This is a genomic window from Streptomyces sp. NPDC088732 (genome assembly GCF_044751205.1).
Classification (GTDB): domain Bacteria; phylum Actinomycetota; class Actinomycetes; order Streptomycetales; family Streptomycetaceae; genus Actinacidiphila.
Window position 1 is genome coordinate 94,776 of the sequence record NZ_JBIVLI010000006.1, and the last position, 25,657, is coordinate 120,432.

The window sequence follows — 25,657 nt, forward strand, 5'->3', positions numbered from 1 at the left end:
ACGCGATGTGGAATCGCCGTCTCATTCACTGGTCCGGTGCGCCGAGCACCGGACACAACCACGTAATGTGGGGTGCGTGACCGTGAACGCTGATTCCCTCGCCGGGCGCAACACCTGGCGCTCTCTGCCCGCGGCCCAGCAGCCCGAGTACCCCGACACCGAGGCGCTGAGCCGAGTGATCGCGGAACTCGAGTCCTATCCCCCTCTCGTCTTTGCCGGCGAGTGCGACCAGCTGCGCGACCGCATGGGGGCCGTGGCCCGCGGTGAGGCGTTCCTGCTCCAGGGCGGCGACTGCGCCGAGGCCTTCGACCACGTCGGCGCCGACCAGATCCGCAGCAAGCTCAAGACCCTGCTCCAGATGGGCGCGGTCCTCACCTACGCCGCCTCCGTGCCGGTGGTGAAGGTGGGCCGGATCGCCGGCCAGTACAGCAAGCCGCGCTCCAAGCCGACGGAGACCCGCGACGGGGTGACCCTGCCGACGTACCGCGGCGACTCGGTCAACGGCTTCGACTTCACCGAGGCCTCCCGCGTGCCGGACCCGGACCGGCTGAAGCGGATGTACCACGCGTCCTCCGCCACCTTGAACCTGGTGCGCGCCTTCACCACCGGCGGCTACGCGGACCTGCGCCAGGTGCACGCCTGGAACCAGGACTTCGTCAAGTCCTCGCCGTCCGGGCAGCGTTACGAGGCCCTGGCCCGGGAGATCGACCGCGCGCTGAACTTCATGCACGCCTGCGGCGCGGACCCGGAGGAGTTCAAGACCGTCGAGTTCTACTCCTCGCACGAGGCGCTGCTGCTCGACTACGAGAGCGCGCTGACCCGCGTCGACTCGCGGACCGGCCAGTTGTACGACGTCTCCGCGCACATGGTGTGGGTGGGCGAGCGCACCCGGCAGATGGACCACGCGCACATCGAGTTCGCGTCCCGGATCCGCAACCCGCTCGGTGTGAAGCTCGGCCCGACGACCACGCCCGAGGAGGCGCTGGCACTGATCGACCGGCTGGACCCTGACCGCGAGCCGGGCCGGCTGACGTTCGTCACGCGCATGGGCGCGGGCAAGGTGCGCGACCTGCTGCCGAACCTGGTGGAGAAGGTCACCGCCTCCGGCGCCCAGGTGGCGTGGGTGTGCGACCCGATGCACGGCAACACCTTCGAGGCGGCCTCCGGCCACAAGACCCGCCGCTTCGACGACGTCCTGGACGAGGTCAAGGGCTTCTTCGAGGTGCACCACGCCCTCGGCACCCACCCCGGCGGCATCCATGTCGAGCTGACCGGCGAGGACGTCACCGAGTGCGTCGGCGGCGGCGACGAGATCTTCGTCGACGACCTGCACCAGCGCTACGAGACGGCCTGCGACCCGCGGCTCAACCGCAGCCAGTCGCTCGACCTGGCCTTCCTGGTGGCCGAGATGTACCGCGGGCAGTGACCCGCTGACACCGCCCGCAGGCGGACACGCGAAGGGGCGCGGATCACATCGATCCGCGCCCCTTCGACGGTTTTCAGCCACTCGATGGCCGGGTAAGGTTAGGTTAACCTGAGCCGGAAGCGAGAAACGGGGGTGAGAGCGCGTGTACGTCTGCTCATGCTTCGGCATCACCGAAGAGCAGGTCAAGCAACATGCGGACGCCGGGCGCTGCACCCCGCGGCAGATAGCCTCCGCCTGCAAGGCGGGCACCGACTGCGGCTCCTGCGTACGCCGCATCCAGGCGCTTCTCGGCCGCGGCGAGAGCTGGGCGGGCCGCGGCGTGCCCGCCGTCGGGAGCTCCGCACCGGCGCCGCGCCCCACCGCCCTGCCGGTCGCGCCGCCCGTGCCCGCGCCGCTGCCGGCCGCGGCGAGCGCCGCCTGACCGGACGGTTCAGCTGTCCGGCTGCTCGATGAGCTGGGCGATGTACAGCGGTTCCCCGAGCTTCTCGACGAGTTCGAGCTGCGTGTCGAGGTAGTCGATGTGGTGCTCCTCGTCCGCGAGGATGTCCTCGAAGATGTTGGCCGAGGTGATGTCCCCCTTGGCCCGCATGACCTCGATGCCGCGCCGGAGCCGGTCGATCGCCTCCACCTCGACCTGGCGGTCGGCCTGGAACATCTCCGTCACGGTCTGTCCCACCCGCACATGGAAGAGCCGCTGGTAGTTGGGCAGGCCTTCCAGGAACAGGATGCGGTCGGTCAGCACCTCGGCGTGCTTCATCTCGTCGAACGACTCGTGCCGCGTGTACTTGGCGAGCTTCGTCCAGCCGAAGTTCTCCTGCATCTTGGCGTGCAGGAAGTACTGGTTGATGGCGGTGAGCTCGCCCGTCAGCTGCTCGTTCAGGAACTCGATGACCTCGGGGTCGCCCTGCATGGCAAACCCGTCCTTTCCGGAGAAATCGACACGATGCGCGCATCCTCGCACCGCCGGGCGGGGCCGATCCAGTAAGTCCACACTTACCCCGGTCGACCGATTCATCCGTAAAGAAGCGATATGCCCCACAGGTGGTCGGTAGCACGGCATCCGGTCTGTCACCATGGACGCATGGGTCCGTCCGAACGCCACGAGGGAGCGCTTCCCCCGGGGCAGCGGCTCCAGCGGGGCTGGCCGGTCACCCACTACGGCCCGGTGCCGAGGTTCAAGCCCGACCGGTGGGACTTCCAGGTCTTCGGCGCCACGGCCGACGGCGCCAAGCACGCCTGGAACCACGAGGAGTTCTCGGCGCTGCCGTACGCGACGGTCATGGCCGATTTCCACTGCGTCACCAAGTTCAGCATGCGCGGCGTCGAGTGGGGCGGGGTCGCCGCGGCCGAGATGCTGCGGCTCGCGCCGCCCGCACCCGAGGCCACGCACGTGATGGTGTGGGCCGAGTACGGCTTCAGCTCCAACCTGCGGCTGTCGGACTTCGCCGCCGGCACGTCCATATTCGCGACCCATCGCGGCGGCGAGCCGCTGACCGCCGAGCACGGCTTCCCGGCCCGGCTGGTCGTGCCCCACCTCTACGCCTGGAAGGGCCCCAAGTGGGTCAGGGGCGTGGAGTACATGACCGCCGACCGCCGCGGCTTCTGGGAGGAGCGCGGCTACCACAACGTCGGCGACCCCTGGTCCGAGCAGCGCTACTCGTACCAGGAGGAGCCCGGAGACGGGCCGGAGCTGTAGCCCGCGCCCCGGTGCTCAGTGGTACCGGTGGACGACCGCGTGGCCCTTGCCGCGGCCGAGCAGCCACTTGTTGACGGGCGTGGTGACCAGGAACGCCACCACGAAGGACAGCGCCAGGCTGATCCAGAAGAGCGCGTCGGCGAGCGTCGCGTCCATGGCGCCCGGGAAGACCGCGATCGTCCCGTTGTCGGCGAGCTCCATGAAGACGATCGAGACGGTGTCGGCGGCCAGCGCCACCCGCAGCGCGGTACGGAAGTCCACGCCCGCGCGCAGGACCCCGCGCATCGTGAGCGCGTAGCCGAACACGAAGGCCAGCACGATGGCCAGGACCATGGTCGGCACGTTGTGCCAGCCGAGCGCGGTGCCGACGGCCATGCCGAGGATCTCGCCGATCGCACAGCCGGTCAGGCAGTGCAGGGTCGCGCGCGCGGCGTCGGGCCAGCCCGAGGGCGCCGCGGGGTGGTGGTGCGCGGAGGAGGCGTGCGGCTCGTGTGCGTGCTCGAGGTGCTGCATTGTGCATCTCCCTCGTGTGCGCGTCCGGTGGCGGGGGTCCCGCTCGGTCGCAGATCTCCAACAACATACCCCCACGGGGTATTCCCGCCCACGGGTGTCACGCGTCCCGGAGCGCCTGGAGCGTGGCCACGTCCCTGGCCATCCCCGTCTTGTCCGGGCCGTCCGGGGTCTCCACGATCAGCGGGACACCGGCGGCCGCGGGGTGGCCGAACAGCTCGGCGAAGGCCGGGGCGCCGATGTGACCGGCGCCGATGTTCTCGTGACGGTCCTTGTGCGCGCCGACGACGTCCTTGGAGTCATTGGCGTGGACCAGGCGCAGCCGGCCCGGACCGACCGTGGCGACCAGTTCGTCCAGCACGGCCTTCACCCCGCCGGCCGCCGCCAGGTCGTGCCCGGCCGCGAAGACGTGGCAGGTGTCCAGGCAGACCCCGAGCCGCGGATGGCGGTCGAGCGCCTCGAAGTACGGGCCCAGGTCCTCCACCAGCGCGCACAGCGAGGAGCCCTGGCCCGCCGTGGGTTCCAGCAGCAGCCACGGGTCGTCCTCGTGCGTCAGCTCGTCCAGCAGCGGCAGCATCCGCTCCCGCACCTGCGCCAGGGCCGTCTCCCGGGGGCGTCCCCCGGTCGCGGACCCGGTGTGCACGACCGTGCCGAGCGCCCCGATGCCGCGGCCCCGGCGCAGCGAGTGCCGCAGCGAGTCCACCGAGTGGTCGACGGTGGCCGCGGTGTGCGAACCGAAGTTGATCAAGTAGGGGGCGTGGACGTAGGCCGGGATCCCCTCCGCCGCGCAGTGCTCGCGGAAGAGCTCGTCCTGCCGTGGATCGCCGGCCGGAGTGGCCCAGCCGCGCGGGTTGGCGACGAAGACCTGCACGGCCTCCGCGCCCAGCCGCGCGGCCGCCGCGAGGCCCGTGGCGGCCAGGCCCCCGGCGACCGGCACATGCCCGCCGACCGGATTGCGCACGACGGCGGCCGCACGGGAGTCGGTCAGCTCACCCACAGCGTGATCGTGCTCCCCTTCGGTGCCTGGCTGCCCCCGGCAGGGGACTGGTTGCTGACCTGACCCGTGAAGAAGAAGCGGATCACGCGGACGTCGAACCCGGCGGCCTTCAGTTCCTGACGGGCGACGTCGGCGTCCTTGCCCTGGACGTCCGGGACCTCGATCATCTGCTGGCCCTTGGACACGGTCAGGGTGACCGTGTCGCCGGCCGCCAGCTGCTGCCCCGCCTGCGTGCCCTGCGCGGCGACCGCACCCTCGTCGGCCTGGTCGGAGAAGACCCGCTGCGGCGCGACCTTCACCCGCAGACCGGCCTCCTGCAACGCTCTGCGGGCGACCTCCAGCGGTGCGCCGACGACATCGGGAACGTCCACCGGCGCGCCCTTGCTGACCACGAGCGCCACCGCGGAGTCCGGCTTGCGGGTCGTCCCGCCGCCCGGGTCGGTGGAGATCACGTCGCCCTGCCGGACGCCGTCGCTGAACTCCCGGGTCACCCGGCCCGCCGTCAGGCCGGCCGACGCCAGCTCCTCCCGGGCCCGGGCCAGCGACTTGCCCGTCACGTCCGGGACCTTCACCTGCGCCGGGCCCTTGGAGACGGTGACGGTGACCGTGCCGTCGTCGCGGATGCGCGTGCCCGGGCCCGGATCGGTGCCGCTGACCTTGCCCTTCGGGGTGGCCGCGTCGAACGCCTCGACGACCTCGACCTGGAGCCCGGCGGCCCGCAACTGCGCCTCGGCGTCCGCCCGCGCCAGGTTCAGCACCGCGGGCGTCCTCGTGAACTGGCCGTCGTTGATGTACCAGACGCCCGCGCCGATGCCCGCGACGAGCAGCAGGACGACCACCACGGCGATCATGCCCGGCCGGGCCCGCAGCCTCGGAGCACCGGCGGACGCGTGCCCGGGGCCGGGGACGGGCTGCCGCCGCGTCGGCTCCGCCGGCATCTCCAGCCGTGTCGTGCGGTGCACCACGGCGGTCGCCTCCTCCGTGCCCGCCACCGGCGGCGCGGGGGCGTGCGCCGCGGGCGGAACGGCGTCCAGCTGCGCGGGGGTCAGGGCGGCGCGCGTGGTGTGCAGCCGGGCCAGCAGCTCCACCGCGTCCGCCGGACGCAGCGCGGGCTCGCGGGCCGCCGCGTTCGCCACCAGGGCGTCCAGCGCCGGCGCCAGTCCCGGCACGGTCGCCGAGGGCGCCGGGATGTCCTCGTTCAGATGCTGGTAGATCACCTGCATCGGCGTGCCGCCCACCCGGGGCTTGCCGCCGGTGAGCATCTCGTAGAGCAGCACACCGCAGGCGTACACGTCGCTGCGCGGATCGGTCGTGCCGCTCTCGATCTGCTCCGGGGCCATGTAGGACACGGTGCCCAGCACGACGCCGGTGGTCGAGGTCGTCGTGGTGTGCGCGCCCACGGCCCTGACCAGGCCGAAGTCCGCCACCTTCACCCGGCCGTCGTCGCCGATGAGGACGTTCTCCGGCTTCATGTCGCGGTGCACCAGGCCCGCCCGGTGCGCCGCGCCCAGCGCCGCGAGCACGGGCTCCAGGACGTCCAGCGCCGCGCGCGGAGGCAGCGCGCCCCGGTCCCGCAGCAGGTCCCTGAGCGTGCAGCCCGCGATGTACTCCATCGCCAGGTACACGTAGGTGCCGTCGGCGCCCTGGTCGTAGATCTGCACCACATTGGCGTGGTCCAGCCGCGCCACGGACTTCGCCTCGCGGATGAAGCGCTCCACGAAGCCGGGCTCGGCCGCCAGCGCCGGGTGCATCACCTTCAGCGCGAGCACACGGTCCAGGCGGGTGTCCAGCGCTCGGTAGACCGTCGCCATCCCGCCGACCGCGATCCGGGCCTCCACCCGGTAGCGGCCGTCGAGCGTGCGCCCGACCAGCGGGTCTTGAAGGGTCATATCCACAAAGGTGCAGTTTACGGTGTTCGCCATAGCCGCTTTGGGCTAATGCGGCAACGTAGTGACGCGGCGCACCGCGCGCGGGGGCACGGGGGCACGGCGGCGCGGTGCCTCACGCGCCGAAGGCCGGCCGCTCCGGGTCGAACGCCGCGACGCCCTCGGCGGGCGAGGAGGCCAGGGCGTGCCGTCGCCGCGGGATGCGGCCCGCGCGGTGGGCGAGCCGGCCGGCCTCCACGGCGTGGCGCATCGCCTCGGCCATGAGCACCGGCTCCTGGGCCCGGGTGACCGCGGAGGCGAGCATGACCGCGGCGCACCCCAGCTCCATCGCGAACGCCGCGTCGGAGGCCGTGCCCGCCCCCGCGTCGAGGATCACCGGCACGGAGGCCCGCTCCACGATCAGCTCGAAGTTGTGCGGGTTGCGGATGCCGAGGCCGGAGCCGATGGGCGACCCCAGCGGCATGACCGCTGCGCAGCCGAGGTCCTCCAGGCGGCGCGCCAGCACAGGGTCGTCATTGGTGTACGGCAGCACCGTGAAGCCGTCGTCGACCAGCGTCTCGGCCGCGTCCAGCAGCTCCACCGGGTCGGGCAGCAGCGTGCGTTCGTCCGCGATCACCTCCAGCTTCACCCAGTCCGTGCCCAGGGCCTCCCGGGCCAGCCGGGCGGTGAGGACGGCCTCGCCCGCCGTCCGGCAGCCGGCGGTGTTGGGCAGGACGCGGACGCCGTGGCGGGTCAGCACCGACAGCACGGAGCCCTTGACCGTGGGGTCGAGCCGCCGCATGGCGACCGTGGTGAGCTCGGTGCCGGAGGCGAGCAGTGCCTGCTCCAGTACCTCCAGGCTCGGCGCGCCCCCGGTCCCCATGATCAGGCGGGAGCCGAAGGCCGTTCCGGCGATGGTCAGCGGGTCGTCGGCCATGGCGGTCAGCCTCCCTGCACAGCGGTCAGGACCTCGACGCGGTCGCCCTCGGACAGCGCGGTTGCGGGCCACTGCCCGCGCGGCACCACGGTCTCGTTGAGCGCGGCGGCGACACCGGAGGGGGCGGTGGTCAGACCGGCGACCAGCCGGTCGAGCGTGAGTCCCGGCGTCACCTCGTGCGGCTCGCCGTTGACGGAGACGGTCATCGCGGTCATGCGTACTGCTCCTGAGGGGTGAATCGGCCGGGGGAGAAGGGACGGGCCACCTCGGGCGGTTCGCCGCCCGTCAGCACCTCCGCCATCACGTCGCCCGTGAGCGGGGTGAGGAGCACGCCGTTGCGGTGGTGGCCGGTGGCGACGAGCAGGCCGTCCAGTGCGGTGCGGCCCAGCATCGGGGCGTTGTCGGGGGAGCCGGGCCGCAGTCCCGCGACCGTCTCCACCAGGGGCAGTTCGGTGAGGCCCGGCACCAGCTCGTGGGTGTCGCGCAGCAGCTCGTACACGCCGCCGGCCGTGACGGTGGTGTCCCAGCCCATCTCCTCGCTGGTGGCGCCGACGACCAGCTCGCCGTTCTCCCGCGGCACGAGGTAGACATGCGCGCCGCGCACCACGGCCCGCACCGTGCGGGAGAGGAAGGGCGCGTACGCCGCCGGCACCCGCAGCCGCAGGACCTGGCCCTTCACCGGGCGCACGGGCGGCAGCAGGTGTTCGGGCAGCCCGCCGAGCAGGCCGCTGCGGCTCCCGGCGGCCAGCACGGTCTGCCCGGCGGCCAGCACCGTTCCGTCGTCGAGCACCACCCCGCGCGCCCGGTCGCCCGTGACGTCCACCCCGGCCACCGCCGCACGGCGGAACACCACCCCGGACAGTTCGCAGGCCCGCAGCAGCGCCGCCACCAGCCGCCGCGGATCGACCTGGTGGTCGCCGTCGACACGCAGCCCGCCGCGCACACCGGGCGCGAGCATCGGCTCCAGGCGACGGCACTCCCGCCCGCTCAGCCACTCCGCGCTCAGTCCCAAGGAGGTCTGGAAGGCGTGCAGTTCGCGCAGCTCCGCCCGGTCGTCGGCGTCCAGGGCGACGGCGAGCGTGCCGCACGCCCGGTAGCCGAGGTCCAGGCCCGTGGTCTCCTCCAGCTCGGCCGCGAACGCCGGATAGCGGCGGATCGCGGCGAGGTTGAGGTCGAGCAGGGCCTGCTCGCCGTACTGCAGCTCGGTGACGGGGGCCAGCATCCCCGCGGCCACCTGGGCGGCGCCGCCGCCCGGCTCGGGATCGGCGACCACCGTGCGCAGTCCGCGCAGGGCCGCCCTCCAGGCGGTGACCAGTCCGATGATCCCGCCGCCGACGACGACCGCGTCGGCCGGGTGGGACGCGTCATGACGTTGCACGGTGTTCCGCTCCTCCCTTCGCCGGCATGACCCGGATCAGGTTCGTACGGTCGGCGGCCGGCCAGCCGCCCTCTCAGCCCGGTGCGCCGGGCTCCCGCGAGTGCTTCGACCGCCACTTTAGTACGCACTCCTGAGGGCGAGTAGGGCGCCGCTACCGGAGCGCGCGCCACCCGGGGTTACGGTGATCAGCGTGACCAGCAGCAGCGAGCAGCGAGCCGTCGTCGTCGGGGCCGGGATGGCCGGGGTGCAGACCGCCGTGTCCCTGCGCGAGCAGGGGTGGGGCGGCACGATCACGCTGCTCGGCGCGGAGCGGCATCCCCCGTACGACCGGCCGCCGCTGTCCAAGGGGGTCCTCTTCGGCGCCGACGAGGGCCCGGGCGCGCTGCTGGAGGTGGACTTCGGCGGCATCGGCGTCGAGCTGCTGCTCGGCAGGCACGCGAGCGCGCTGCGCCCGGACGAGCGCCAACTGCTCACCGACGCGGGCCCGGTGGAGTACGACACGCTCGTCGTGGCGAGCGGCGCCGAGCCGATCGTGCTGCCCGGCAGCGCGGGGGTGCCCGGCGTGCACATGCTGCGCACCCTGGACGACGCCGCCCGGCTGCGCCCGGTCCTGGAGGCGCGGAAGACGGTCGTCGTGGTCGGCGCGGGCTGGATCGGCGCCGAGTTCGCCACGGCCGCCCGGAACGCCGGCTGCGCCGTGACCGTCGTCGAGGCCGCCGACCGGCCGCTGGCGGGCGTGCTGCCCGAGCGGATCGCCGACCGGATGCGCGGCTGGTACGCGGAGGCGGGCGTCGAACTGCGCACGGGCGCCGCGGTCGCCGCTGTCGAACCCGGCCTCGTCCGGCTCGCCGACGGCGACGAGATCGCCGCTGAGGCCGTCGTCGTCGGCATCGGCGCCCGGCCGGCGACGGACTGGCTCGCCGGCTCCGGGGTCGACCTCGGCCCGGACCGGGCGGTCCTCGTCGACGACCGGCTGCGCACCTCCGTGCCCGGCGTGTACGCCGTCGGGGACTGCGCCTCCTTCCCCTCCGCCCGGTACGGCCGGCGGCTGCTCATCCACCACTGGGACAACGCCGTCCAGGGGCCCCGCACCGCGGCCGCCAACATCCTGGGCGGCGACGAGGCCTACGACCCCGTCCCGTACTTCTGGTCCGAGCAGTTCGGGCGCTTCGTGCAGTACGCGGGCTACCACGGCGCATCCGACGAGATGCTGCTGCGGGGCGACCCGGACGGCCCCGCCTGGTCGGTGCTGTGGCTGCGCGGCGACGTGCTCGTCGCGCTGTTCGCGGTGGGCCGCCCGCGCGACCTGGCCCAGGCCCGCAAGCTCATCGCCCGGGAGGCCCGGGTCGACCGGACCCTGCTCGCCGACCCCGCCGTCCAGCTGCGGGCCGCCGTCCTCTGACCGGTTCGGACAGCCGGCCCGGCCTGCCGCCGGGGGCCCCGCATGCCCCTGGTGGACGCCACGAGTACCGCGGTACGGGTCCGGGATGGCACGCTTGTCCTGTGACCGAGATCGACGCAAAGATTGATGCCCTCGTACCCTCCTGGCTGACCGTCCCCGACATCGCCGAGCAGTTCGACGTGGAGGTGACCCGGGTCCGCCAGATGATCAAGGAAGGGCTGCTCATCGCGGTGCGCCGCGGGGAGAACAGGGTGCTCATGGTCCCCGCCGACTTCATCGGCGACGGGAAGATCGTGAAGGGCCTCACCGGCACGCTGAACCTGCTCAAGGACGACGGGTTCAGCGACGAGGAAGCCCTGGAGTGGCTGTTCACCCCGGACGAGAGCCTGCCCGGTACCCCGGTGCAGGCCCTGCGCGAGAACCGCGGGACCGAGGTGAAGCGCCGGGCCCAGGCGCTGGCCGTCTGACCTGCCCGGACACCCCGGACACCACCGCGTTCGTACCGACCGCACGTACCGCACCCGAGGGGGACCCACCGCATGACCGTCCGCACGCGCCTCGCCGACGCCCGGCTCTACCTGTGCACCGACGCCCGCCGGCGCCAGGGCGGCATCGACGAGTTCGCGGCGTTCGCGGACGCGGTGCTGGCCTCAGGGGTCGACATCGTGCAGCTGCGTGACAAGGGCATCGAGGCCCGCGAGGAGCTGGAGTACCTCGCGGTCCTCGGTGACGCGTGCCGGCGGCACGGTGCGCTCCTGGCGGTGAACGACCGCGCGGACGTCGCCCACGCGGCCGATGCCGACGTCCTGCACCTGGGGCAGGGCGACCTGCCGGTCCGGGCCGCGCGGGCGATCCTCGGCTCCGGCGCCGGCTCCCCGTTCGTCGGTCGGTCGTGCCACTCCGAGTCCGAGGCGGCCGCGGCCGCCGTGGAGCCCGGTGCGGACTACTTCTGCACCGGGCCCGTGTGGCCCACCCCGACCAAGCCGGGCCGCCCCGCGCCGGGGCTCGGCCTCGTCCGGTACGCGGCGGGGCTCGGCACGGACCGGCCGTGGTTCGCGATCGGCGGCATCGACCTGGACAACGTCGAGCAGGTGCTGGACGCCGGCGCCCGGCGGATCGTCGTCGTCCGTGCCGTCACCGAGGCCGAGGACCCCGGCGCGGCCGCCGCGGAGCTGGCCAAGCGCGTGCGCTCGTACACCGGCTGAGCGGACCGGCCGCGTCCGGCCTGTCCAGGGAGTGAACATTTCCCCGCGTCCTGTTGGGGCGCCCCGCCCCCCGCGGCTAGCCTGAGGCGCATGGCCCTCGGAACCGCCTCCACCAGGACCGATCACGCGGTCACCATTCGCGAGCTGCTGGCCTCGGGACAGCGCTCGTACTCCTTCGAGTTCATGGCACCGAGGACCGAGAAGGGCGAACGGACGCTCTGGGACGCCATCCGCCGCATCGAGGCGGTCGGCCCCACCTTCGTCTCCGTCACCTATGGCGCGGGCGGCACCTCGCGGTCCGGCACCGTCCGGGCGACCGAGCGCATCGCCTCCGACACCACCCTCACGCCCGTGGCGCACCTGACCGCGGTCGACCACTCCGTCGCCGAGCTGCGTAACATCATCGGCCAGTACGCCGACGCCGGGATCCGCAACATGCTCGCGCTGCGCGGCGACCCGCCCGGCGACCCGATGGGGGAGTGGCAGCGGCACCCCGAGGGTGTGGACTACGCCTACGAACTCGTCCGGCTCATCAAGGAGTCGGGCGACTTCTGCGTCGGCGTCGCGGCCTTCACGGAGATGCACCCGCGCTCGACCGACTGGGAGAGTGATACGCGTCACTTCATCGCCAAGTGCCGTGCCGGCGCCGACTACGCCATCACCCAGATGTTCTTCGACGCGGAGGACTACCTGCGGCTGCGTGACCGGGTCGGTAAGGGCGGTTGCGAGACGCCCATCATTCCGGAGATCATGCCGGTCACGAACGTGCGCCAGATCGAGCGCTTCGCGCAGCTGGGCAACGCGCCTTTCCCGCCGGAGCTCGCGGACCGTATCCTCGCGGTCAAGGACGATCCGGCCGCGGTGCGGGCGATCGGGGTCGAGTACGCGACGGAGATGTGCCGGCGGCTGATGGCCGAGGACATTCCCGGGCTGCACTTCATTACCCTTAATCACTCCACGGCGTCGTTGGAAATCTACGAGAATCTGGGACTGCACCAGAGGTCGTGAGGGCGGAGCCGCCGCCCCGGTGGGCCGACGACGGTGAACGGTGAGGAAGTGCTCTCATGGCCTACACAGTGCTCTACATCGCCTTCGGCGTGGTCGCGCTGTGGCTGCTCGGCGAAGTGCTGCTCCAGTACAAGGCCCGGCTCAGGTGGCGACTGCTCGCCTTCGCGGGATTCATGGGCGTCGTCCTCGGCGTCTACCTGCCGTCCGTCGTCGTGATCGTCCTGGGTGCGCTCGCCTTCGGCGCCGGTCAGACCTTCGTCACGCTCTCCTACCGGCGGGGCTTCGTCGAGGGATGGGCCCTCAACGTCCCCAAGGGCGACCGCGACGGCGGCGGCGCCGACGACGGCGACGATGACGACGAGCCCGCGCCGGCCTCGCGCCGCGGACGCCGCGGCCGGGGCGCGCGCGGCGAGGCCGCGGAGGGCCACGACGGCTACACCGCCGAGCCGGTGACCCAGGATCCGGCCGGGGACCCCGGCGCCGGTGTCCCGGACGGCGCGGCCGCCGGGCAGTCGTACGACGTCTACGCGGGCCCGCAGCAGGGTGCACAGGGCGTCCCGGGCGCGCAGGGCATGGACTCCACGCAGGTCTACCAGCCGATGCCGCTGCACGAGGACAGCGGCGAGTACCCGGCGTACAACGCGCAGCCGCAGCCCGGGTACACCGCCGCCGATCCGTACAACGGCGGCGGCTACGAGGGCTACGGCACCACCGGCTACGGCGACTGGAACAACGGGGCGCAGCAGCAGCCCGCTGCGGCCTCGTACGACGCCTACGGGCAGCCGCAGCAGACCGGCGGCTGGGAGACCCAGCAGGCGTACGGGACCTACGGCGGCTACCAGGACCCGTACCAGCAGGGTCAGGGCGCCGGCGGGCAGCAGCAGGGGTACGGCTACGACACGCCCGCGGGCGGTGTCTGGGTGCCGCAGCAGGGCGCCGAGCAGCAGCCGTACATCCCGCAGCAGCAGAACTCCTACGACCAGCAGCAACAGCAACAGCAACAGCAGCAGCCGCACGAGCAGCAGGGCCAGCCGGGCCAGGGGCAGTACGACCCGTACGACCCCTACCGCTACAACTAGCGGGGCCTCAGCGGCTGCCGCCGGGGCCGCCCGCGATCAGGTCGGCGGTGATGGCCCCGGACATGCCCGTGTGCGCGAGCCCGCCCCCGGGGTGGGACCAGCCACCGACGACGTGCAGTCCGGGCACCGGAGTGCGGTTGTCGGGGTGCAGGTGCGCCCCGTCGGCGCCGGCCAGGGCGGGACGGGGGATCCGGCCGCCCGGGAGCCCCGTTTCCCGCTCGGTGTCCGCCGGGGTGTGCACCCGGCGCCACAGCAGGCGGTCCGCGAGGTCCGGCAGGGCGGCCGCGGCCGCCGACAGCACCGCGTCGGCGTACCGGTCGTCGAGGCCGGGGGCGTTCCAGTCCTGCCCGCCGGCGCCGCCCTGCGGGGGCACGGTCGCGCTGACGGTGACCGCCTCCGACGCGTCGTCGGGGCGCAGGGTGTCGTCGTCGGGCCGCAGCACCGTGACGGTCATCCGCTCGTACAGCTCGCCGCGTGCCAGGGCCGCCGCCTCCGCCGCCTGGTCGGGGGCGTGGACGACCGTGCGGTGTGCGGTGCCGCCGGGCCGCGCACCGCGCAGCGCCAGGCACACCGTCAGCCGGCCGGGGCCCTCGCCGTCCAGGCCGGGCGGGACGGCTTCCCCGGAGCCGGGCAGCAGTGCCGACAGCACCCGGGGCGCGACGCCCGCGACGACCTGGTCGGCCTCCACCCTTGTGCCGTCGGCGAGTTCGAGTCCCGCGGCGCGGCCGTCCTTCTCCACGACCGCCGCAACGCCCGTGCCGAAGTGGAACTCCACCCGCCGTTCCCGGCACCGCTCGTACACGGCGTCCGCCAGCGCACGCATCCCGCCGCGCACGTACCAGGAGCCGAAGGTCTGCTCGATGTACGGCAGCACGGCGGCGCTCGCCGGGGCCGTGCGCGGGTCGAAGCCGTGGGCCAGGGCGTAGGAGCCGAGCAGGGCGGCGAGGCGCGGGTCGCGCAGTTCGCGGGCGGCGGTCTCGGCCAGCGTCGGCGCGCCCCGCCGGAACAGGCCGCGGCGGACCGGCGCCGCCGGGTACGGGTCACGGCCGAGGGCGGCCGGGCCGACCGCGAGCGCGTCCTCCAGCAGCGGCCTGCGGGTGGCGTCCCACACGTCGCGGGCGCGCACCAGCAGTTCGCTCCAGCGCTCGCCCGCGCCCTCGCCCAGCGCGGCGTCCAGCGCGGCCACCACACCGCCGCGCGAGGCGTTGGGCAGGACGGCCTCCGTGCCGTCCGCGAAGAGATGGCGGCCGGCGGGCTCCACCTGGGACAGCGCGACGCTCTCCTCCAGGCTCTTCCTGCCGGTCTTCAGGAACAGGTCGCGGTAGACCGCGGGGAGATGCAGCAGACCGGGCCCGGTGTCGAAACCGAAGCCGTCCCGCTCGTACCGGCGGACGGCGCCGCCGTGCGACGCCGCGCGCTCGTACACCGCCACCCGATGCCCGCCCGTGGCGAGCCGGGCGGCCGCCGCCATGGCGCCCATACCCGCGCCGATCACCGCAATCCGTGCCATGTCCAGGACCCTATCCCCAGCCGCTGACAGTCCCTTGGCCGGACCGGCGCTGACGGCGCCGCTCCCTCCAGCGCCGCCAGGAGCGGCGGATCCGGGACATCACGAAGAACACCGTCGTGACGCCGACCGCGAGCAGCGTCGCCGCGACGACCGCCGCCGCGACCGGGTGGAACAGCGCGAGCACGATGACCCCGGAGACGCCGACGTCCTCCGCGAGACTGACCACGATGTTGCTCGCGGGCTCAGGCGAGGTGTTGACCCCCAACCGCACTCCGGCCTTGACCAGATGGCTGACCAGGGCCGTCGTGCCGCCGACCGCCCCGGCCGCCAGCTCGGGCAGCGAGCCGTTCTGCCCCGCCAGCAGAGCGGCCACGACGGCGCCCGCGACCGGCCGGATCGCCGTGTGGACGGCGTCCCACGCGGTGTCGACGTAGGGGATCTTGTCCGCCACCGCCTCGCACAGGAAGAGCACGCCGGCCACGACCAGCACATCCGTGCGCTCCAGTGCCGGGGGCACCTCGTCGCTGATCCCGGTGGCGCCCATCAGGCCGAGAAGGAAGACCACGGCATAGGCGTTGATCCCGCTCGCCCAGCCGCTGGTGAATACGAGCGGAAGAACCGACATGGGCGCTGATGCTAGCGAAGCCGCGCGGGGCGCTGAGCGGTACCGCCCACGAGTGAGTATCCGTACCTAGACGCGCACTTGAGTACCTGCGCGGATGAGCGCGACCCCGCCGGGACGCCAAGGTGGTGTCAACGGACGGGCAAGGCGCCGGGACCGCCGGCACGGGGCGGCGGAACGGCGCGGCGCACGGACGGGAACGGGGGGCACCACGGGGGAGCGCCACCCCGGCACGACCCGGCGGGGGACCGGGTCGCACCGGGGCGGCGCGCCCCCTTCGCCGCTAGGTGCGGGCCCGGCCCGCGACCCGGCCCTGCAGCAGCCGGGACAGGGCGGCGTGCACGTCGTCGATCGACCGCTCCGGCTGGAACGACAGCCAGTCCAGCGCCGCCACCAGCACCATCCCGAACAGGGCGGCCGCCGTCAGCGGCACGTCGATCTCGTCGCTCAACTCGCCCGCCTCGACGGCCGCCTGGAGTGTCCGCTCCACGACGGCCACGGCCTCCTTGCGCAGCACCATGAGCGTGTCCTGCCACGCCCGGTTGGTGCGCCACAACTCGGCGACGTACAGCTGCGTGAAGGACGGGTACTCCGCGATGAAGGCCAGGCCCGCGCGGATCATCGCGTCGATCGCGTCCACCTGGGTGCCGCCGCGGGCGGTCACGGTCTCGCCCGCCTCCTTCAGAGAGGTGGTCAGCAGACCGACGCCGTGCCGCAGCAGCTCCTCGAAGAGCTCGTTCTTGCTCGCGAAGTTGTAGTAGACCGTGCCCTTGGCCACGCCGGCGCGATCGGCGATCTCGTCCACCGTGGTGGCGGAGAAGCCCTGCTCGGCGATGAGGGTGACCGCGGCATGGAAGAGCTTCTGCCGGGTGGCCTGCCGTCGTGCACTGTTCATGACGTCGATTGTCTACGGCCGCGCAGCCCTGGCGTCACAGGGACAGCTCCGGGTGCAGCCGGGCCGGCGTCCAGACCTGCTTGCGGCGCGCCGACCACGCGGTGAGCGCCAGCGCGCCCGCGGTGAACAGCGCCAGCACCAGGCAGGCCCGCCACACCGGCCACAGGCCCCCGCCCGTGATGAGGTGCCGCAGCCCCTCGACGACGTAGCTCATCGGCAGGAACGGGTGGACGGCGTTGAAGAAGCCCGGGCTGGTCTGCACGGGGTAGGTGCCGCCGGCCGAGGTCAGCTGGAGCATGAGCAGTGCCAGCACCAGGACGCGGCCCGCCGGGCCGAAGCGGGCGTTGAGCCACTGCACGATCGCGCCGAAGCAGGCGGTCACCAGCACCAGGAAGCCGATCGTGCCCCCTGCGCGGGCCATCCGCAGGCCGACGGCCCAGTGCAGTACGGCCATCAGCGCGAGCGTCTGGAGGACGCCGACGGCGACGACCGGCAGCCAGCCCGCCACCGCGATGCGCCACGCGGGGGCGCCCGCCGCCATGGCGCGCTTGTTCAGCGGTGGCAGCAGCATGTAGGCGACCATGGCACCCACCCAGAGGGACAGCGGGATGAAGTACGGGGCGAAACCGGTGCCGTAGTTGGGCGCCTTGTGCAGTGCGCCGGAGGCCAGCCGCACGGGGTCGGCCATCACCTTGGTGCGGTCCTCGCGCTCCTCGGTGCCGTAGTCGGGGATCCGCGCGGCGCCGTCGTGGAGGCCGTCGGCGAGCCGGTCGCTGCCGTCGGTGAGCCGGGTCAGGCCGCTGGTGAGCCGGTTGCTGCCGTCCGACAGCCGGTACATGCCGCCGGCCAGGCTGTTCGCGCCGGAGGACAGCCCGGTCAGTCCGCTGTCGAGGCTCCCGGCGCCCGCCGTGGCGGTGTGCAGGCCCTTGGAGACCTTCCAGGCGCCGGCGTTGAGCTCGTTGACGCTGTCGACGGCACTTTGCAGGCGGTCGCCCAGGTGCGGGTCGGACAGGTCCGCGGCGACCGAGTGCAGCGTGCCCAGGTCGTCGCGGAGTCCGTCCAGTCGGGCGTCGTGGGTGCGCACATAGGTGTCGAGCCGGCCGGCGACCCGCACGACCTCGTCCGCGGCGTCCCCGGCCTTGTCCAGCGCCCGGCACTCGGGGGTGACGGCGCCGAGCGGGCACTGCTGCGCATAGGCGCCGTGCACCTGGGCGGCGGCGGCCTTCGCGTCGCTCGCGGCGCGCTGCGCCTGCCCCGGCAGGTCGCCCAGACCGTCCTTCGCGTCCTGGGAACCCCGTGCGACCAGCCGCGCCACCGCGTTGATCTCCTTGACGTGCTTCTTGACGAAGGCGAGTTCGTCGGACGCGCCGTTGACCTCGTCGGCGAGCCTCTGGGTGCCCGCCGCGACGCGGACGGCGCCGGTGTCCAGCGCGTCCAGTCCGCCGGCGAGGGCGTGGCTGCCCTTCTTCGCCTCGCGCAGTCCGTTCGCCAGCCGCCGGGCACCGTCCTCGGCGCTGCTGATGCCGTCGCCGAGCTCCTTGGAACCCGTCCGGGCCGAACCGGCCCCCTTGGTGACGTCGTCCGCGCCGTCCGCGGCCTGCACCGTCCGGTCGTGGAGGTCGGAGAAGGAGACGAAGATCTTGTCGTAGAAGCCGCGCGACGCCTTGGCTGAGGCGGCGGAGCGCACCTCGGAGAAGACCGTCCGGGAGATCTGGCCGACGATGTAGTTGTTCGCGTCGTTCGTGCGCACCTGGAGCGCGCCGCTCTCGGGACGCCGGCCCGCGCTGGAGCCGATGCGGGAGCTGAAGTCCGGCGGGACGGTCAGCGAGAGGTAATAGGTGCCGTCCTCGACACCCCGGGCGGCCTCGGCGGCGCTGGTCTCGTGCCAGTCGAACGTGGCGCTGCCGCGCAGCCCTTCGGCGATGGAATCGCCCGCGGCGAGCCGCTGCCCGTCCACGGTGGCGCCCTTGTCGGCGTTCACCAGGGCGACGGGGATCCTGTCCAGCCGCCCGTACGGGTCCCAGAACGACCACAGGTACAAGGCGCCGTAGAGCAGCGGCAGGAGCAGCAGCGCCACCATGGCCGCGCGGGGCAGCCGCCCCCTGCCGAACCTCCTCAGCTCAAGCGCTGCCAGCCTCGGCGTGCGCATGGGCCGCCCCCTTCCCGCTCGTGGCGCCGGCGTTCCCACCGGCCCCGGTCTCGATGTCGTCCTTTGCCGCGCTCCCGGTGCGGGTCGCGGCCACGGGTGGGCGCGGACGGACCACCAGGGCGTCCTCGGGCGCCCGCGTGCAGACCGTCAGCACGGTGGTGCCGCCCGCGGCGATGCCGCGCAGCATCGCCCATGCCTCGTCGCGTTCGGCCGGACCCAGCTTGTGGTCGACGTCGTCGACGGCCAGGACCTCGGGGCGGCCGAGGAGCGCGAGCGCGGTGCCCAGGCGCAGGGCTTCCAGGCGTTCCAGGTCGCGGGCGGCGGTACGTTCGGCCTTGGGCAGGGCGGCGGGATCCAGTCCGGCCGCCTCCAGTGCCCCGGCGACCCGCAGCCGTCCCTCCGCCTCCCGCTCCGCGCGGGGCCGCGCCCAGCCGCGCAGCGACTCGCCGAAGCGCCGTTGCAGCAGCTGCCGTTCGCGCAGGTGCTCGCCCACGGTGAGCGCGGGGTCGAGCTCGCAGACCCCGTCGACGGGGCCGAGGGCGGCGACCCGGCGTACGGCGGCGAGCTGCCGCGGCAGCCGGTGCCCGGCCACCTCGGCGTGTCCCTCGCCGGCCCGCATGCGCCCGGTCAGCGCGAGCAGCAGACAGGTGCGGCCGGTCCCCGAGGCTCCCTCGACGGCGATCAGACTGCCCGCCGGTGCCGTGAAGGTGACATCCCGGAATGTCCAGCCCCGGGGCCCCTCGAGCCCGAACCCCTCCGCGGTGATCACTCGCCCGCCCCCGTTCCCGTCCCTGTTTTTGAACTGACCAGTCAGTGCAAAAACTGTAGCGCACTCCGCCTGCCCTCATTGAATGCACAGGTCAGGGCGATTGTCAGAGGGGTGCTTCACGATGAGTTGCGAAGGCCAGGAACTGTCGGACACGTCGTACGAAGACAGGAGGTACGTGATGACCGCGCCAGCTCGCAGGACCGCCGCCGGCGGCGGTGCCACCGACGTCCATCCCGTTCTGCGCAGGGCGGGTGCCCCCGCCGCCGCGCTCGATCTGCTCGCCCAGGCCGCGCGGGGACTCCAGGAGGCCGCCGCGCTGGAGACCGCCAACGACCGCTACGCCACCGCCCATTTGGCCGCACTGCGCACCGCGGCCGCCGTGCTCGCCGTGCACGGCCGCCCGGAGCCGACGAAGCGGCGCCGGCAGCGGATCCGCAGCGCGTGGGAGGTGCTGCCCGAGGTCGCGCCCGAACTGGCCGAGTGGGGCGCCCTGTTCGAGGCGGGCGCCGGGCGCAGGGCCCTGGCCGAGGCGGGCATACAGGGGGCCGTGACCCGGAGGGACGCCGACGACCTGGTCCGCGCCGCCGGGATGTTCCTGCGGCTCGTCGAGCGCCTGCTCGCGCTGCAGCCCGTCCTGCCGCGGCAGCAGGTGGACCGCCCGGCTTGATCGGGAGGCTTCGCGCGGCCCACTAGAGTGGGTGCCAGGCCGGGCCGACCGGTCCCGAGCCCCGACCGCCCGCGAGGAGCCGTCCGCATGTCCCGTCCAGGAGGGACCGAACCGCTGCGTCCCCGCGCAGCCCTGCGTACTGCCGTGGTCTGGGAGGTGCTGCGCGAGGCGCTGGACCGGCAGGCCAAGGCCGCCGGCCGGGACGTCCTCGACGTGCTCGACACGGGCGGGGGCACCGGCAACTTCGCCGTGCCGGTGGCCAGTCTGGGTCACCGCGTCACCGTCGTCGACCCCAGCCCCGACGCGCTCTTCGCCCTGGAGCGGCGCGCCGCCGAGGCCGGTGTCACCGAACGGGTCCACGGTGTCCAGGGCGACGCCCACGGGCTCCTGGACGTCGTGCCCGCCGGCAGCCAGGACGTGGTGCTCTGCCACGGCGTACTGGAGTACGTGGACGATCCCGCCGAGGGCATCCGCAACGCCGTCGGCAGCCTGCGCCCCTCCGGCACCCTGAGCCTGCTCGCCGCCGGCCGCCACGGGGCCGTGCTCGCGCGCGCCATCGCCGGTCACTTCGCCGAGGCCCGGCACACCCTCGACGACGCCGACGGCCGCTGGGGCGAGGGCGATCCGGTGCCGCGCCGCTTCACCGCCGGCGAACTGACCGCGCTGGTCGCCGACGCGGGCCTGCGGGTCGGCGCGGTGCACGGCGTGCGGGTCTTCGCCGATCTGGTCCCCGGCGTGCTGGTGGACACCGAACCGGGCGCCCAGGAAGCACTCCTGCGACTGGAACTCGCCGCCGCGGAGCAACCCGCGTTCCACGCGGTGGCCACCCAGTTGCACGTGCTGGCCGAGCGCGGCTGACACCGTCCCCCGGCCCGGGGCCCCTTACACCTTCCGGTCACTCAGCGGGAGGAGTCCGTCACACGCCCCCCGAGAAGCGGTTCCGGGCCGTATGCTGGCATGACGTGGCGTTCGACGGGGAAAACCTCCCCCGTCGGATTGGCGCAGTGGGGCGGGTTTCACGGGGGCGATTCCCTGCCTATCCTGGAAGGGTCGTAACGGTCGCTCCCCCGCGACCGACGAGTAGGAGGACTCCGTGCCGCTCTCGGAGCACGAGCAGCGCATGCTCGAGCAAATGGAGCGAGCGCTGTACGCCGAAGATCCCAAGTTCGCGTCGGCGCTTGAGGGAAGCGGGCTGCGCACCTACACCAGGCGGCGGGTCTACCTGGCTGTGGCGGGCTTCCTGGTGGGCATCGGACTGCTGATGGCCGGCATGATCGCCCAGCAGCCCTGGATCAGTGTCGTGGGATTCCTGGTCATGCTCGGCTGCGCCGTCCTCGCCGTCACCGGCTGGCGTCGCGCCGCACGGCCGGGCTCCACTGCGGCGCCCGCTGGACACTCCCATCCGGGCAACCCGGGCCGCGCGCGACGCCAGTCGCGCCGCGGAATGATGGACCGTATCGAGGAGCGGTGGCAGCGCCGCCGCGACGAACAAGGCCAGTGAAGCACGGCCCGACCGACCCAGCGCCTTCCACTGACTTCGCCCATGGGGGCGGGATCCCGACCGGGACCCGCCCCCATTCGCGTCCCCGGGCCGGCACCACAGCAAGCCCCCGCGGCCGCTCACCCGCCGTGGAGGGCCGGTAACGGAAAAAGGGGGCGGCATTCCCCGTCGGGAATGCCGCCCCCCTTCCGTACGCGGGCTAGGAAGCGCCGCGCCGCAGCGGTCGGCGCATCAGGTCACCGGCGCTCCGGAAGCGGTCGGAGGCCCGGGTGGTCCGGTCCGTCCAGGCCTCGCTGATCCGCCACAGGAGACGGACCGACGAGCGCGGCAGCAGCAGCGCCCGCAGCCGGCCGGTGCCGTCCGCCGAGCGCCGCAGGCCGTCCGCCACCAGGCGCACATCGGCCGCGCTGCCCAGGGCCGAGGTCGGCCGCGGCGAGAACAGCGCCTGCTCCACGGCGTCACCGAGCCGCCGGGCCGCCTCCTGCGAGGGGCCCTCCAGCCCGCCGTCCCGGACGAGCCGGGCCACCACGGCGCGCGGTGTCTCGGACTCGTTGGGCCGCAGGCCGTGGTCCCAGGCCGTGTCGACGAGCTCCTGCCACACCGCCAGCGTGCGTGCCCCCTCACGGGCGCCCGGCTCGGCGAGGTCCCGCCCGGTCAGCCGCAGCCACGCCTCCTCGGCCGCCGGGTCGTGCCGGCCGGACAGCCGCCGTGCCCGCACCCGGTGCCGCCACAGCAGCGGCACGAGGAGCACGAGGACCAGCAGCACGAGCACGCTCGCGACCCAGAACCACACACTGCCCAGCAGGTCCCGCACGCCCTGCCAGAAACCGCCTGCCGGGGGAGCGCTGTCGGCGGACCCGGCCAGCGGGTCGCAGTCGCCGAGCTGGATGTCCTTGGCCGCGCAGGTCGGCGTGGCGGTCGGGCCGTGCTCCGGCGCGACCGTCGGGTCCTGCTGGGGGGTGTCGGTGCCGGCGCCCGCCGGGTCCGGGGCCGTGGTCTGCGCGGTGTAGTCCGGGGTGGTGCCCCGGGTCGGGGTGGGCTCGAAGCGGGTCCACCCGATGCCCTCGAAGTACAGCTCGGGCCAGGCGTGCGCGTCCTTCAGCCCCACCGAGTACGTGCCGTCGGACTGGGGCGTGCCCGGGGTGAAGCCGACGGCCACCCGGGCCGGGATGCCGAGCGTCCGGGACATCGCCGCCATGGTGAAGGCGAAGTGGATGCAGAAGCCTTCCTTGTTCTTCAGGAAGCGCGTGATCGCCTGCACACCCGTGCCGGAGCGCACTGACGTGTCGTACGTGAAGGCGCCCGAGGTGAACCAGCGTTGCAGCGCCACGGCCCGCTCGTAGTCGTTGGTGGCGTCCTTGGTGATGTCCAGCGCGGTGCGGTTGACCTCCTCCGGCAGCGAGTCCGGCACCTTGGTGTACTCCGCGCGCAGCTTCGCCGGGGCCGGCGGGGCGGCGGCCAGCTGCTGGGCCGTCGGCTGCAGCCGCAGGCTGGTGACCTGGTAGCTGGCACCTGAGGTGTTCTGCCCGCGGTCGCCGATGATGGTCCGGCCCTCGGGCTCGTACCGCCAGCGGCCGTCGACGTGCACCTGCTGGGCGGGGTACGGCATCGGCAGCCACATCTGCACATAGCCGCGGTCCGCGACGATCGAGGTCTCGGTCAGGGAGGTCGCTGTCTGCGGACCGAGGCCCTGCGGGGCGGGCAGCACCTTGGGCACGTCGGTGAGGGCGCGTTGCGAGGGCTCCCACTTGTCGCCCGTGAACCGGTCGAGGGACACGATCCGCAGATACATGTCGCCGGTCGACTGGCTGTTGGTGCGGTAGCGGAGCACCTCCCGGTCCTGGGGCTGGTTCAGGTTGTCCTGGAGGGCGACCACCGGGTTGACCGCAGCGATGGTCCCGCCACCGCCCCCGCCGCCCTGGCCCGCGCCCGTCGCCTGGAGCAGTCCGCCGCCCAGCCCGGGGGCCAGGCCCGCCAGGAGTGCCACGCCCAGCGCGACCGCCCCGATGCGGTGCCCGGTGCGCACCGGCGCCACCGCACCGCCGCCCGATACCGCCGCGGGGCCGCCCCCGCCGCGCGCCGCGCCGCCCGGCCCGCCGAAGATCCTGCCCCAGCGCGCGAGCCGGTCCCGGCCCTCGGCGAGCAGGAGCAGCAGATAGCCCACGCCGGCGAGCAGGAAGAGCCACCACTTGCTCGCGCCCCCGGACAGCCCGGCCGCGACCGAGTACAGCGCCAGCAGCGGCAGTCCCGCCGGGGCCGCGCTGCCGTAGGTGACCGCCAGCGCGTCCACGACCAGCCCGATCACCAGGACGCCGCCCACCAGCAGCAGGCGGATGCCCTCGGTGACCGGCGCCGGGATGGCGAACTGGCCCACGTCCTGCACGCCCGCCGTCAGCAGCCGTCCGAACTCGGTGAAGGCCGGGGGCCCGGGGAACACCCCGAGCACGGCCTGGTCGTGGACGAAGATCAGGGTGAGCGCCAGCAGCGACACGATGCCCTGCGCCGCGATCGTCAGCGGCCTGGCCAGCGGCACCCGCCGGGCCGCGGCGCCGACGCCGGTCTGCAGCAGGACCAGGGCCATGGCCTGGACGACCCACGAGCTCGGTGTCGCCAGGGGCGTCAGCGCGAAGGAGGTCAGGATCGTCGCCAGCGCCGCGAACGCCGCGATCCGTCCGCGTCCGCTCATCATCGGGTTCCCGCCTCCTCCTGGGCGCGGCGCCGGTCGGCGCGCTGCCACAGCTCCGCCAGACCGTCGCCGTGGGAGACCGGCAGCACCGTCCAGCCGGCCTCGTGCAGCAGCCGCACGCTGCGCGCGGTGCCGTCCCGGTCGCTCACCGCCCCCGCCGGCAGGTCCGGCAGGTCCGTGCCGTGGTACGTCTCGCCGGTGTCCGCCCCGCCCCAGGCCTCGCGGCTCATCAGGAAGGCGACGGCGCCGCCGGCCCGCTGGCGCATCCGGGCGGCCATCGCGGCCTGCTCCTCGTCCAGGTCGCCGAAGAAGGCCACGAGCAGCCCCTCGCTGCCGGTCCGCAGCACGTCGAGCGCGCGCGACAGCCCGGCGCCGTCGGAGTGGTCGATCACGGCCAGTGTGTCGAGCAGTATCCCGGCGGCGTCCGAGGTGTCCGCGCCGAAGCCCTCGTGCCCGGGCACGGTGCTGCCGTTGTCGGTCAGCAGCCGTACCGTGTAGCCCCGCTCCAGCATGTGCACCGCGACGGACGCGGCTCCGGAGACCGCCCACTCGAAGGCCGAGTCGGGCCCGGCACCGAAGTAGGCCACTGCCCGGGTGTCCAGCAGGACGGTGCAGTGGGCCCGGTGCGGCTGCTCCTCGCGGCGCACCATGAGCTCGCCGTACTTGGCGGTGGAGCGCCAGTGCACGCGGCGCAGGTCGTCCCCGTGGCGGTAGCCGCGCGGGATCACGTCGTCCTCGCCGGCCAGCGCCAGTGCCCGGGTGCGGCTCTCGCCGTAGCCGGAGGAGTCGCCCTTGAGCTTGACCGCGGGCAGCGGCTCGACCCGGGGCACCACCGTCAGGGTGTCCTGCGCGCTGAAGGACCGGGTCAGCTCGCACATGCCGAAGGGGTCCGTCAGCCGCAGCTGCAACGGCCCCAGCGGGTAGCGGCCCCGCAGGTCGGAGCGGACCCGGTAGGAGACCTCCCGGTGGCCGCCGGGCTCCACGCGGTCCAGCACGAACCGCGGCCGGGGCCCCAGCACGTACGGCACCCGGTCCTGGAGCATCAGCAGCCCGGTGGGCAGCCGCGACACGTTGTCCATCCGCAGGTGGACCCGGGCCTCGGACATCGCCGGCACCCGCGACGGCGTCAGCCGGCGGCTGCCCGCGACGCGGTACCGCGTCCGGTGGAGCACGGCCACGCACAGCAGCGGCAGTACGGCCAGCAGCAGCCCGACGCGCAGCAGGTCGGTCTGGCCGAGCACGAACGCGCAGACCGCGGCGGCCACGCCCGCCGCGAGGAAGGAGCGGCCGCGGGTCGTGAGACCGCCCAGGGCGGCGCGGAGGCCGCCTTCACGCTCGGTCACGTGATGCCTCCT

The 25,657-nt window shown here is 73.7% G+C and carries 25 protein-coding genes and 1 riboswitch; of the genes, 11 read left to right on the forward strand and 14 right to left on the reverse strand.

What is annotated here, in order from left to right:
* Positions 1-76: 76 nt before the first annotated feature.
* Positions 77-1,426, forward strand: a complete 1,350-nt coding sequence (locus tag ACIP9H_RS12680) for a class II 3-deoxy-7-phosphoheptulonate synthase (protein WP_401584053.1) — start codon at positions 77-79, stop codon at positions 1,424-1,426.
* Between the two features lie 142 nt (positions 1,427-1,568).
* Complete coding sequence (locus tag ACIP9H_RS12685; RefSeq protein WP_401584056.1) at positions 1,569-1,847, forward strand: bacterioferritin-associated ferredoxin; 279 nt, start codon at positions 1,569-1,571, stop codon at positions 1,845-1,847.
* A gap of 9 nt (positions 1,848-1,856) precedes the next feature.
* Here ACIP9H_RS12685 and bfr read toward each other — a convergent pair whose 3' ends face one another.
* On the reverse strand, positions 1,857-2,336 hold the full coding sequence (bfr, locus tag ACIP9H_RS12690; protein ID WP_360911372.1) for a bacterioferritin: 480 nt from the start codon (positions 2,334-2,336) through the stop codon (positions 1,857-1,859).
* A 171-nt stretch (positions 2,337-2,507) separates the two neighbouring features.
* Here bfr and ACIP9H_RS12695 point away from each other — a divergent pair, with 171 nt between their 5' ends.
* Complete coding sequence (locus ACIP9H_RS12695) at positions 2,508-3,122, forward strand: sulfite oxidase-like oxidoreductase (protein WP_401959042.1); 615 nt, start codon at positions 2,508-2,510, stop codon at positions 3,120-3,122.
* A 15-nt stretch (positions 3,123-3,137) separates the two neighbouring features.
* On the opposite strand, the gene ACIP9H_RS12700 is transcribed toward ACIP9H_RS12695, so the two are convergent.
* From ACIP9H_RS12700 to thiO, 6 genes are all read right to left on the reverse strand, one after another.
* Positions 3,138-3,635: a DUF4396 domain-containing protein gene (locus ACIP9H_RS12700; RefSeq protein WP_401584062.1), complete on the reverse strand. Its 498-nt coding sequence runs from the start codon at positions 3,633-3,635 to the stop codon at positions 3,138-3,140.
* A gap of 97 nt (positions 3,636-3,732) precedes the next feature.
* Positions 3,733-4,593, reverse strand: a complete 861-nt coding sequence (locus ACIP9H_RS12705; protein WP_401959198.1) for a deoxyribonuclease IV — start codon at positions 4,591-4,593, stop codon at positions 3,733-3,735.
* A 23-nt stretch (positions 4,594-4,616) separates the two neighbouring features.
* Positions 4,617-6,518 carry a Stk1 family PASTA domain-containing Ser/Thr kinase gene (gene pknB / locus ACIP9H_RS12710; RefSeq protein ID WP_401959044.1) on the reverse strand — a complete coding sequence of 634 codons (1,902 nt, stop codon included), beginning with the start codon at positions 6,516-6,518 and terminating at the stop codon, positions 4,617-4,619.
* A gap of 112 nt (positions 6,519-6,630) precedes the next feature.
* The gene (locus ACIP9H_RS12715; protein ID WP_401584067.1) at positions 6,631-7,431 is read right to left on the reverse strand and encodes a thiazole synthase; all 801 of its coding nucleotides are present in this window, start codon (positions 7,429-7,431) and stop codon (positions 6,631-6,633) included.
* A gap of 5 nt (positions 7,432-7,436) precedes the next feature.
* Positions 7,437-7,637, reverse strand: coding sequence for a sulfur carrier protein ThiS (gene thiS, locus ACIP9H_RS12720; protein WP_401584739.1), 201 nt, complete (start codon positions 7,635-7,637; stop codon positions 7,437-7,439).
* A gap of 5 nt (positions 7,638-7,642) precedes the next feature.
* Entirely contained in the window at positions 7,643-8,809 is a 1,167-nt protein-coding gene (gene thiO, locus ACIP9H_RS12725; RefSeq protein ID WP_401959046.1) for a glycine oxidase ThiO, read from the reverse strand.
* A riboswitch (TPP riboswitch) is annotated at positions 8,805-8,917 on the reverse strand. Its footprint overlaps the gene before it by 5 nt.
* Before the next feature lie 127 nt (positions 8,918-9,044).
* Between thiO and ACIP9H_RS12730 the strand changes: the two genes are divergently transcribed.
* From ACIP9H_RS12730 to ACIP9H_RS12750, 5 genes are all read left to right on the forward strand, one after another.
* Positions 9,045-10,211: an NAD(P)/FAD-dependent oxidoreductase gene (locus ACIP9H_RS12730; RefSeq protein WP_401959200.1), complete on the forward strand. Its 1,167-nt coding sequence runs from the start codon at positions 9,045-9,047 to the stop codon at positions 10,209-10,211.
* 101 nt (positions 10,212-10,312) lie between these two features.
* Positions 10,313-10,678: an Rv2175c family DNA-binding protein gene (locus ACIP9H_RS12735; RefSeq protein ID WP_360911357.1), complete on the forward strand. Its 366-nt coding sequence runs from the start codon at positions 10,313-10,315 to the stop codon at positions 10,676-10,678.
* A gap of 72 nt (positions 10,679-10,750) precedes the next feature.
* Positions 10,751-11,416 (forward strand): thiamine phosphate synthase, encoded by a 666-nt coding sequence (gene thiE, locus ACIP9H_RS12740; RefSeq protein ID WP_401959048.1) that lies wholly within the window; start codon positions 10,751-10,753, stop codon positions 11,414-11,416.
* A 90-nt stretch (positions 11,417-11,506) separates the two neighbouring features.
* Complete coding sequence (gene metF / locus ACIP9H_RS12745) at positions 11,507-12,424, forward strand: methylenetetrahydrofolate reductase [NAD(P)H] (protein WP_360911353.1); 918 nt, start codon at positions 11,507-11,509, stop codon at positions 12,422-12,424.
* A 56-nt stretch (positions 12,425-12,480) separates the two neighbouring features.
* Positions 12,481-13,503, forward strand: a complete 1,023-nt coding sequence (locus ACIP9H_RS12750; RefSeq protein WP_401584079.1) for a hypothetical protein — start codon at positions 12,481-12,483, stop codon at positions 13,501-13,503.
* Between the two features lie 7 nt (positions 13,504-13,510).
* Here ACIP9H_RS12750 and ACIP9H_RS12755 read toward each other — a convergent pair whose 3' ends face one another.
* The 5 genes from ACIP9H_RS12755 to ACIP9H_RS12775 all read right to left on the reverse strand — a co-directional run bounded on the left by ACIP9H_RS12755 (position 13,511) and on the right by ACIP9H_RS12775 (position 19,448).
* Positions 13,511-15,013 carry a phytoene desaturase family protein gene (locus ACIP9H_RS12755; RefSeq protein WP_401959050.1) on the reverse strand — a complete coding sequence of 501 codons (1,503 nt, stop codon included), beginning with the start codon at positions 15,011-15,013 and terminating at the stop codon, positions 13,511-13,513.
* A 10-nt stretch (positions 15,014-15,023) separates the two neighbouring features.
* A complete protein-coding gene (locus tag ACIP9H_RS12760; protein ID WP_401584084.1) occupies positions 15,024-15,638 on the reverse strand; it encodes a DUF4126 domain-containing protein in 615 nt (204 codons plus the stop codon).
* A gap of 280 nt (positions 15,639-15,918) precedes the next feature.
* Positions 15,919-16,530, reverse strand: coding sequence for a TetR/AcrR family transcriptional regulator (locus ACIP9H_RS12765; protein WP_401959052.1), 612 nt, complete (start codon positions 16,528-16,530; stop codon positions 15,919-15,921).
* A 34-nt stretch (positions 16,531-16,564) separates the two neighbouring features.
* Positions 16,565-18,679 carry a YhgE/Pip family protein gene (locus ACIP9H_RS12770; RefSeq protein WP_401959054.1) on the reverse strand — a complete coding sequence of 705 codons (2,115 nt, stop codon included), beginning with the start codon at positions 18,677-18,679 and terminating at the stop codon, positions 16,565-16,567.
* Positions 18,651-19,448, reverse strand: coding sequence for an ATP-binding cassette domain-containing protein (locus tag ACIP9H_RS12775; protein ID WP_401959055.1), 798 nt, complete (start codon positions 19,446-19,448; stop codon positions 18,651-18,653). The genes ACIP9H_RS12770 and ACIP9H_RS12775 overlap by 29 nt, the downstream gene beginning before the upstream one ends.
* 178 nt (positions 19,449-19,626) lie before the next feature.
* On the opposite strand from ACIP9H_RS12775, the gene ACIP9H_RS12780 reads away from it, so the two are divergent.
* The 3 genes from ACIP9H_RS12780 (at position 19,627) to ACIP9H_RS12790 (ending at position 21,616) form a co-directional block, all read left to right on the forward strand.
* Positions 19,627-20,115: an SAV_6107 family HEPN domain-containing protein gene (locus tag ACIP9H_RS12780; protein ID WP_401584094.1), complete on the forward strand. Its 489-nt coding sequence runs from the start codon at positions 19,627-19,629 to the stop codon at positions 20,113-20,115.
* 87 nt (positions 20,116-20,202) lie between these two features.
* A complete protein-coding gene (locus ACIP9H_RS12785) occupies positions 20,203-20,973 on the forward strand; it encodes a methyltransferase (RefSeq protein ID WP_401584096.1) in 771 nt (256 codons plus the stop codon).
* Between the two features lie 235 nt (positions 20,974-21,208).
* Positions 21,209-21,616 carry a DUF3040 domain-containing protein gene (locus tag ACIP9H_RS12790; protein ID WP_389251364.1) on the forward strand — a complete coding sequence of 136 codons (408 nt, stop codon included), beginning with the start codon at positions 21,209-21,211 and terminating at the stop codon, positions 21,614-21,616.
* Positions 21,617-21,815: 199 nt separating this feature from the next.
* On the opposite strand, the gene ACIP9H_RS12795 is transcribed toward ACIP9H_RS12790, so the two are convergent.
* Together ACIP9H_RS12795 and ACIP9H_RS12800 are read right to left on the reverse strand one after the other, a co-directional pair.
* The gene (locus tag ACIP9H_RS12795; protein WP_401584099.1) at positions 21,816-24,302 is read right to left on the reverse strand and encodes a DUF3488 and DUF4129 domain-containing transglutaminase family protein; all 2,487 of its coding nucleotides are present in this window, start codon (positions 24,300-24,302) and stop codon (positions 21,816-21,818) included.
* The gene (locus ACIP9H_RS12800) at positions 24,302-25,645 is read right to left on the reverse strand and encodes a DUF58 domain-containing protein (protein ID WP_401584102.1); all 1,344 of its coding nucleotides are present in this window, start codon (positions 25,643-25,645) and stop codon (positions 24,302-24,304) included. The genes ACIP9H_RS12795 and ACIP9H_RS12800 overlap by 1 nt, the downstream gene beginning before the upstream one ends.
* Positions 25,646-25,657: the final 12 nt, after the last annotated feature.

What these genes read in the sequence shown, in the direction of transcription:
- bfr (WP_360911372.1), bottom strand. Translation starts at nt 2,336, where the DNA reads ATGCAGGGCGACCCCGAGGTCATCGAGTTCCTGAACGAGCAGCTGACG.
- ACIP9H_RS12695 (WP_401959042.1), top strand. Translation starts at nt 2,508, where the DNA reads ATGGGTCCGTCCGAACGCCACGAGGGAGCGCTTCCCCCGGGGCAGCGG.
- ACIP9H_RS12700 (WP_401584062.1), bottom strand. Translation starts at nt 3,635, where the DNA reads ATGCAGCACCTCGAGCACGCACACGAGCCGCACGCCTCCTCCGCGCAC.
- pknB (WP_401959044.1), bottom strand. Translation starts at nt 6,518, where the DNA reads ATGACCCTTCAAGACCCGCTGGTCGGGCGCACGCTCGACGGCCGCTAC.
- ACIP9H_RS12715 (WP_401584067.1), bottom strand. Translation starts at nt 7,431, where the DNA reads ATGGCCGACGACCCGCTGACCATCGCCGGAACGGCCTTCGGCTCCCGC.
- thiS (WP_401584739.1), bottom strand. Translation starts at nt 7,637, where the DNA reads ATGACCGTCTCCGTCAACGGCGAGCCGCACGAGGTGACGCCGGGACTC.
- ACIP9H_RS12730 (WP_401959200.1), top strand. Translation starts at nt 9,045, where the DNA reads ATGGCCGGGGTGCAGACCGCCGTGTCCCTGCGCGAGCAGGGGTGGGGC.
- thiE (WP_401959048.1), top strand. Translation starts at nt 10,751, where the DNA reads ATGACCGTCCGCACGCGCCTCGCCGACGCCCGGCTCTACCTGTGCACC.
- metF (WP_360911353.1), top strand. Translation starts at nt 11,507, where the DNA reads ATGGCCCTCGGAACCGCCTCCACCAGGACCGATCACGCGGTCACCATT.
- ACIP9H_RS12750 (WP_401584079.1), top strand. Translation starts at nt 12,481, where the DNA reads ATGGCCTACACAGTGCTCTACATCGCCTTCGGCGTGGTCGCGCTGTGG.
- ACIP9H_RS12755 (WP_401959050.1), bottom strand. Translation starts at nt 15,013, where the DNA reads ATGGCACGGATTGCGGTGATCGGCGCGGGTATGGGCGCCATGGCGGCG.
- ACIP9H_RS12760 (WP_401584084.1), bottom strand. Translation starts at nt 15,638, where the DNA reads ATGTCGGTTCTTCCGCTCGTATTCACCAGCGGCTGGGCGAGCGGGATC.
- ACIP9H_RS12765 (WP_401959052.1), bottom strand. Translation starts at nt 16,530, where the DNA reads ATGAACAGTGCACGACGGCAGGCCACCCGGCAGAAGCTCTTCCATGCC.
- ACIP9H_RS12770 (WP_401959054.1), bottom strand. Translation starts at nt 18,679, where the DNA reads ATGCGCACGCCGAGGCTGGCAGCGCTTGAGCTGAGGAGGTTCGGCAGG.
- ACIP9H_RS12780 (WP_401584094.1), top strand. Translation starts at nt 19,627, where the DNA reads ATGACCGCGCCAGCTCGCAGGACCGCCGCCGGCGGCGGTGCCACCGAC.
- ACIP9H_RS12785 (WP_401584096.1), top strand. Translation starts at nt 20,203, where the DNA reads ATGTCCCGTCCAGGAGGGACCGAACCGCTGCGTCCCCGCGCAGCCCTG.
- ACIP9H_RS12795 (WP_401584099.1), bottom strand. Translation starts at nt 24,302, where the DNA reads ATGAGCGGACGCGGACGGATCGCGGCGTTCGCGGCGCTGGCGACGATC.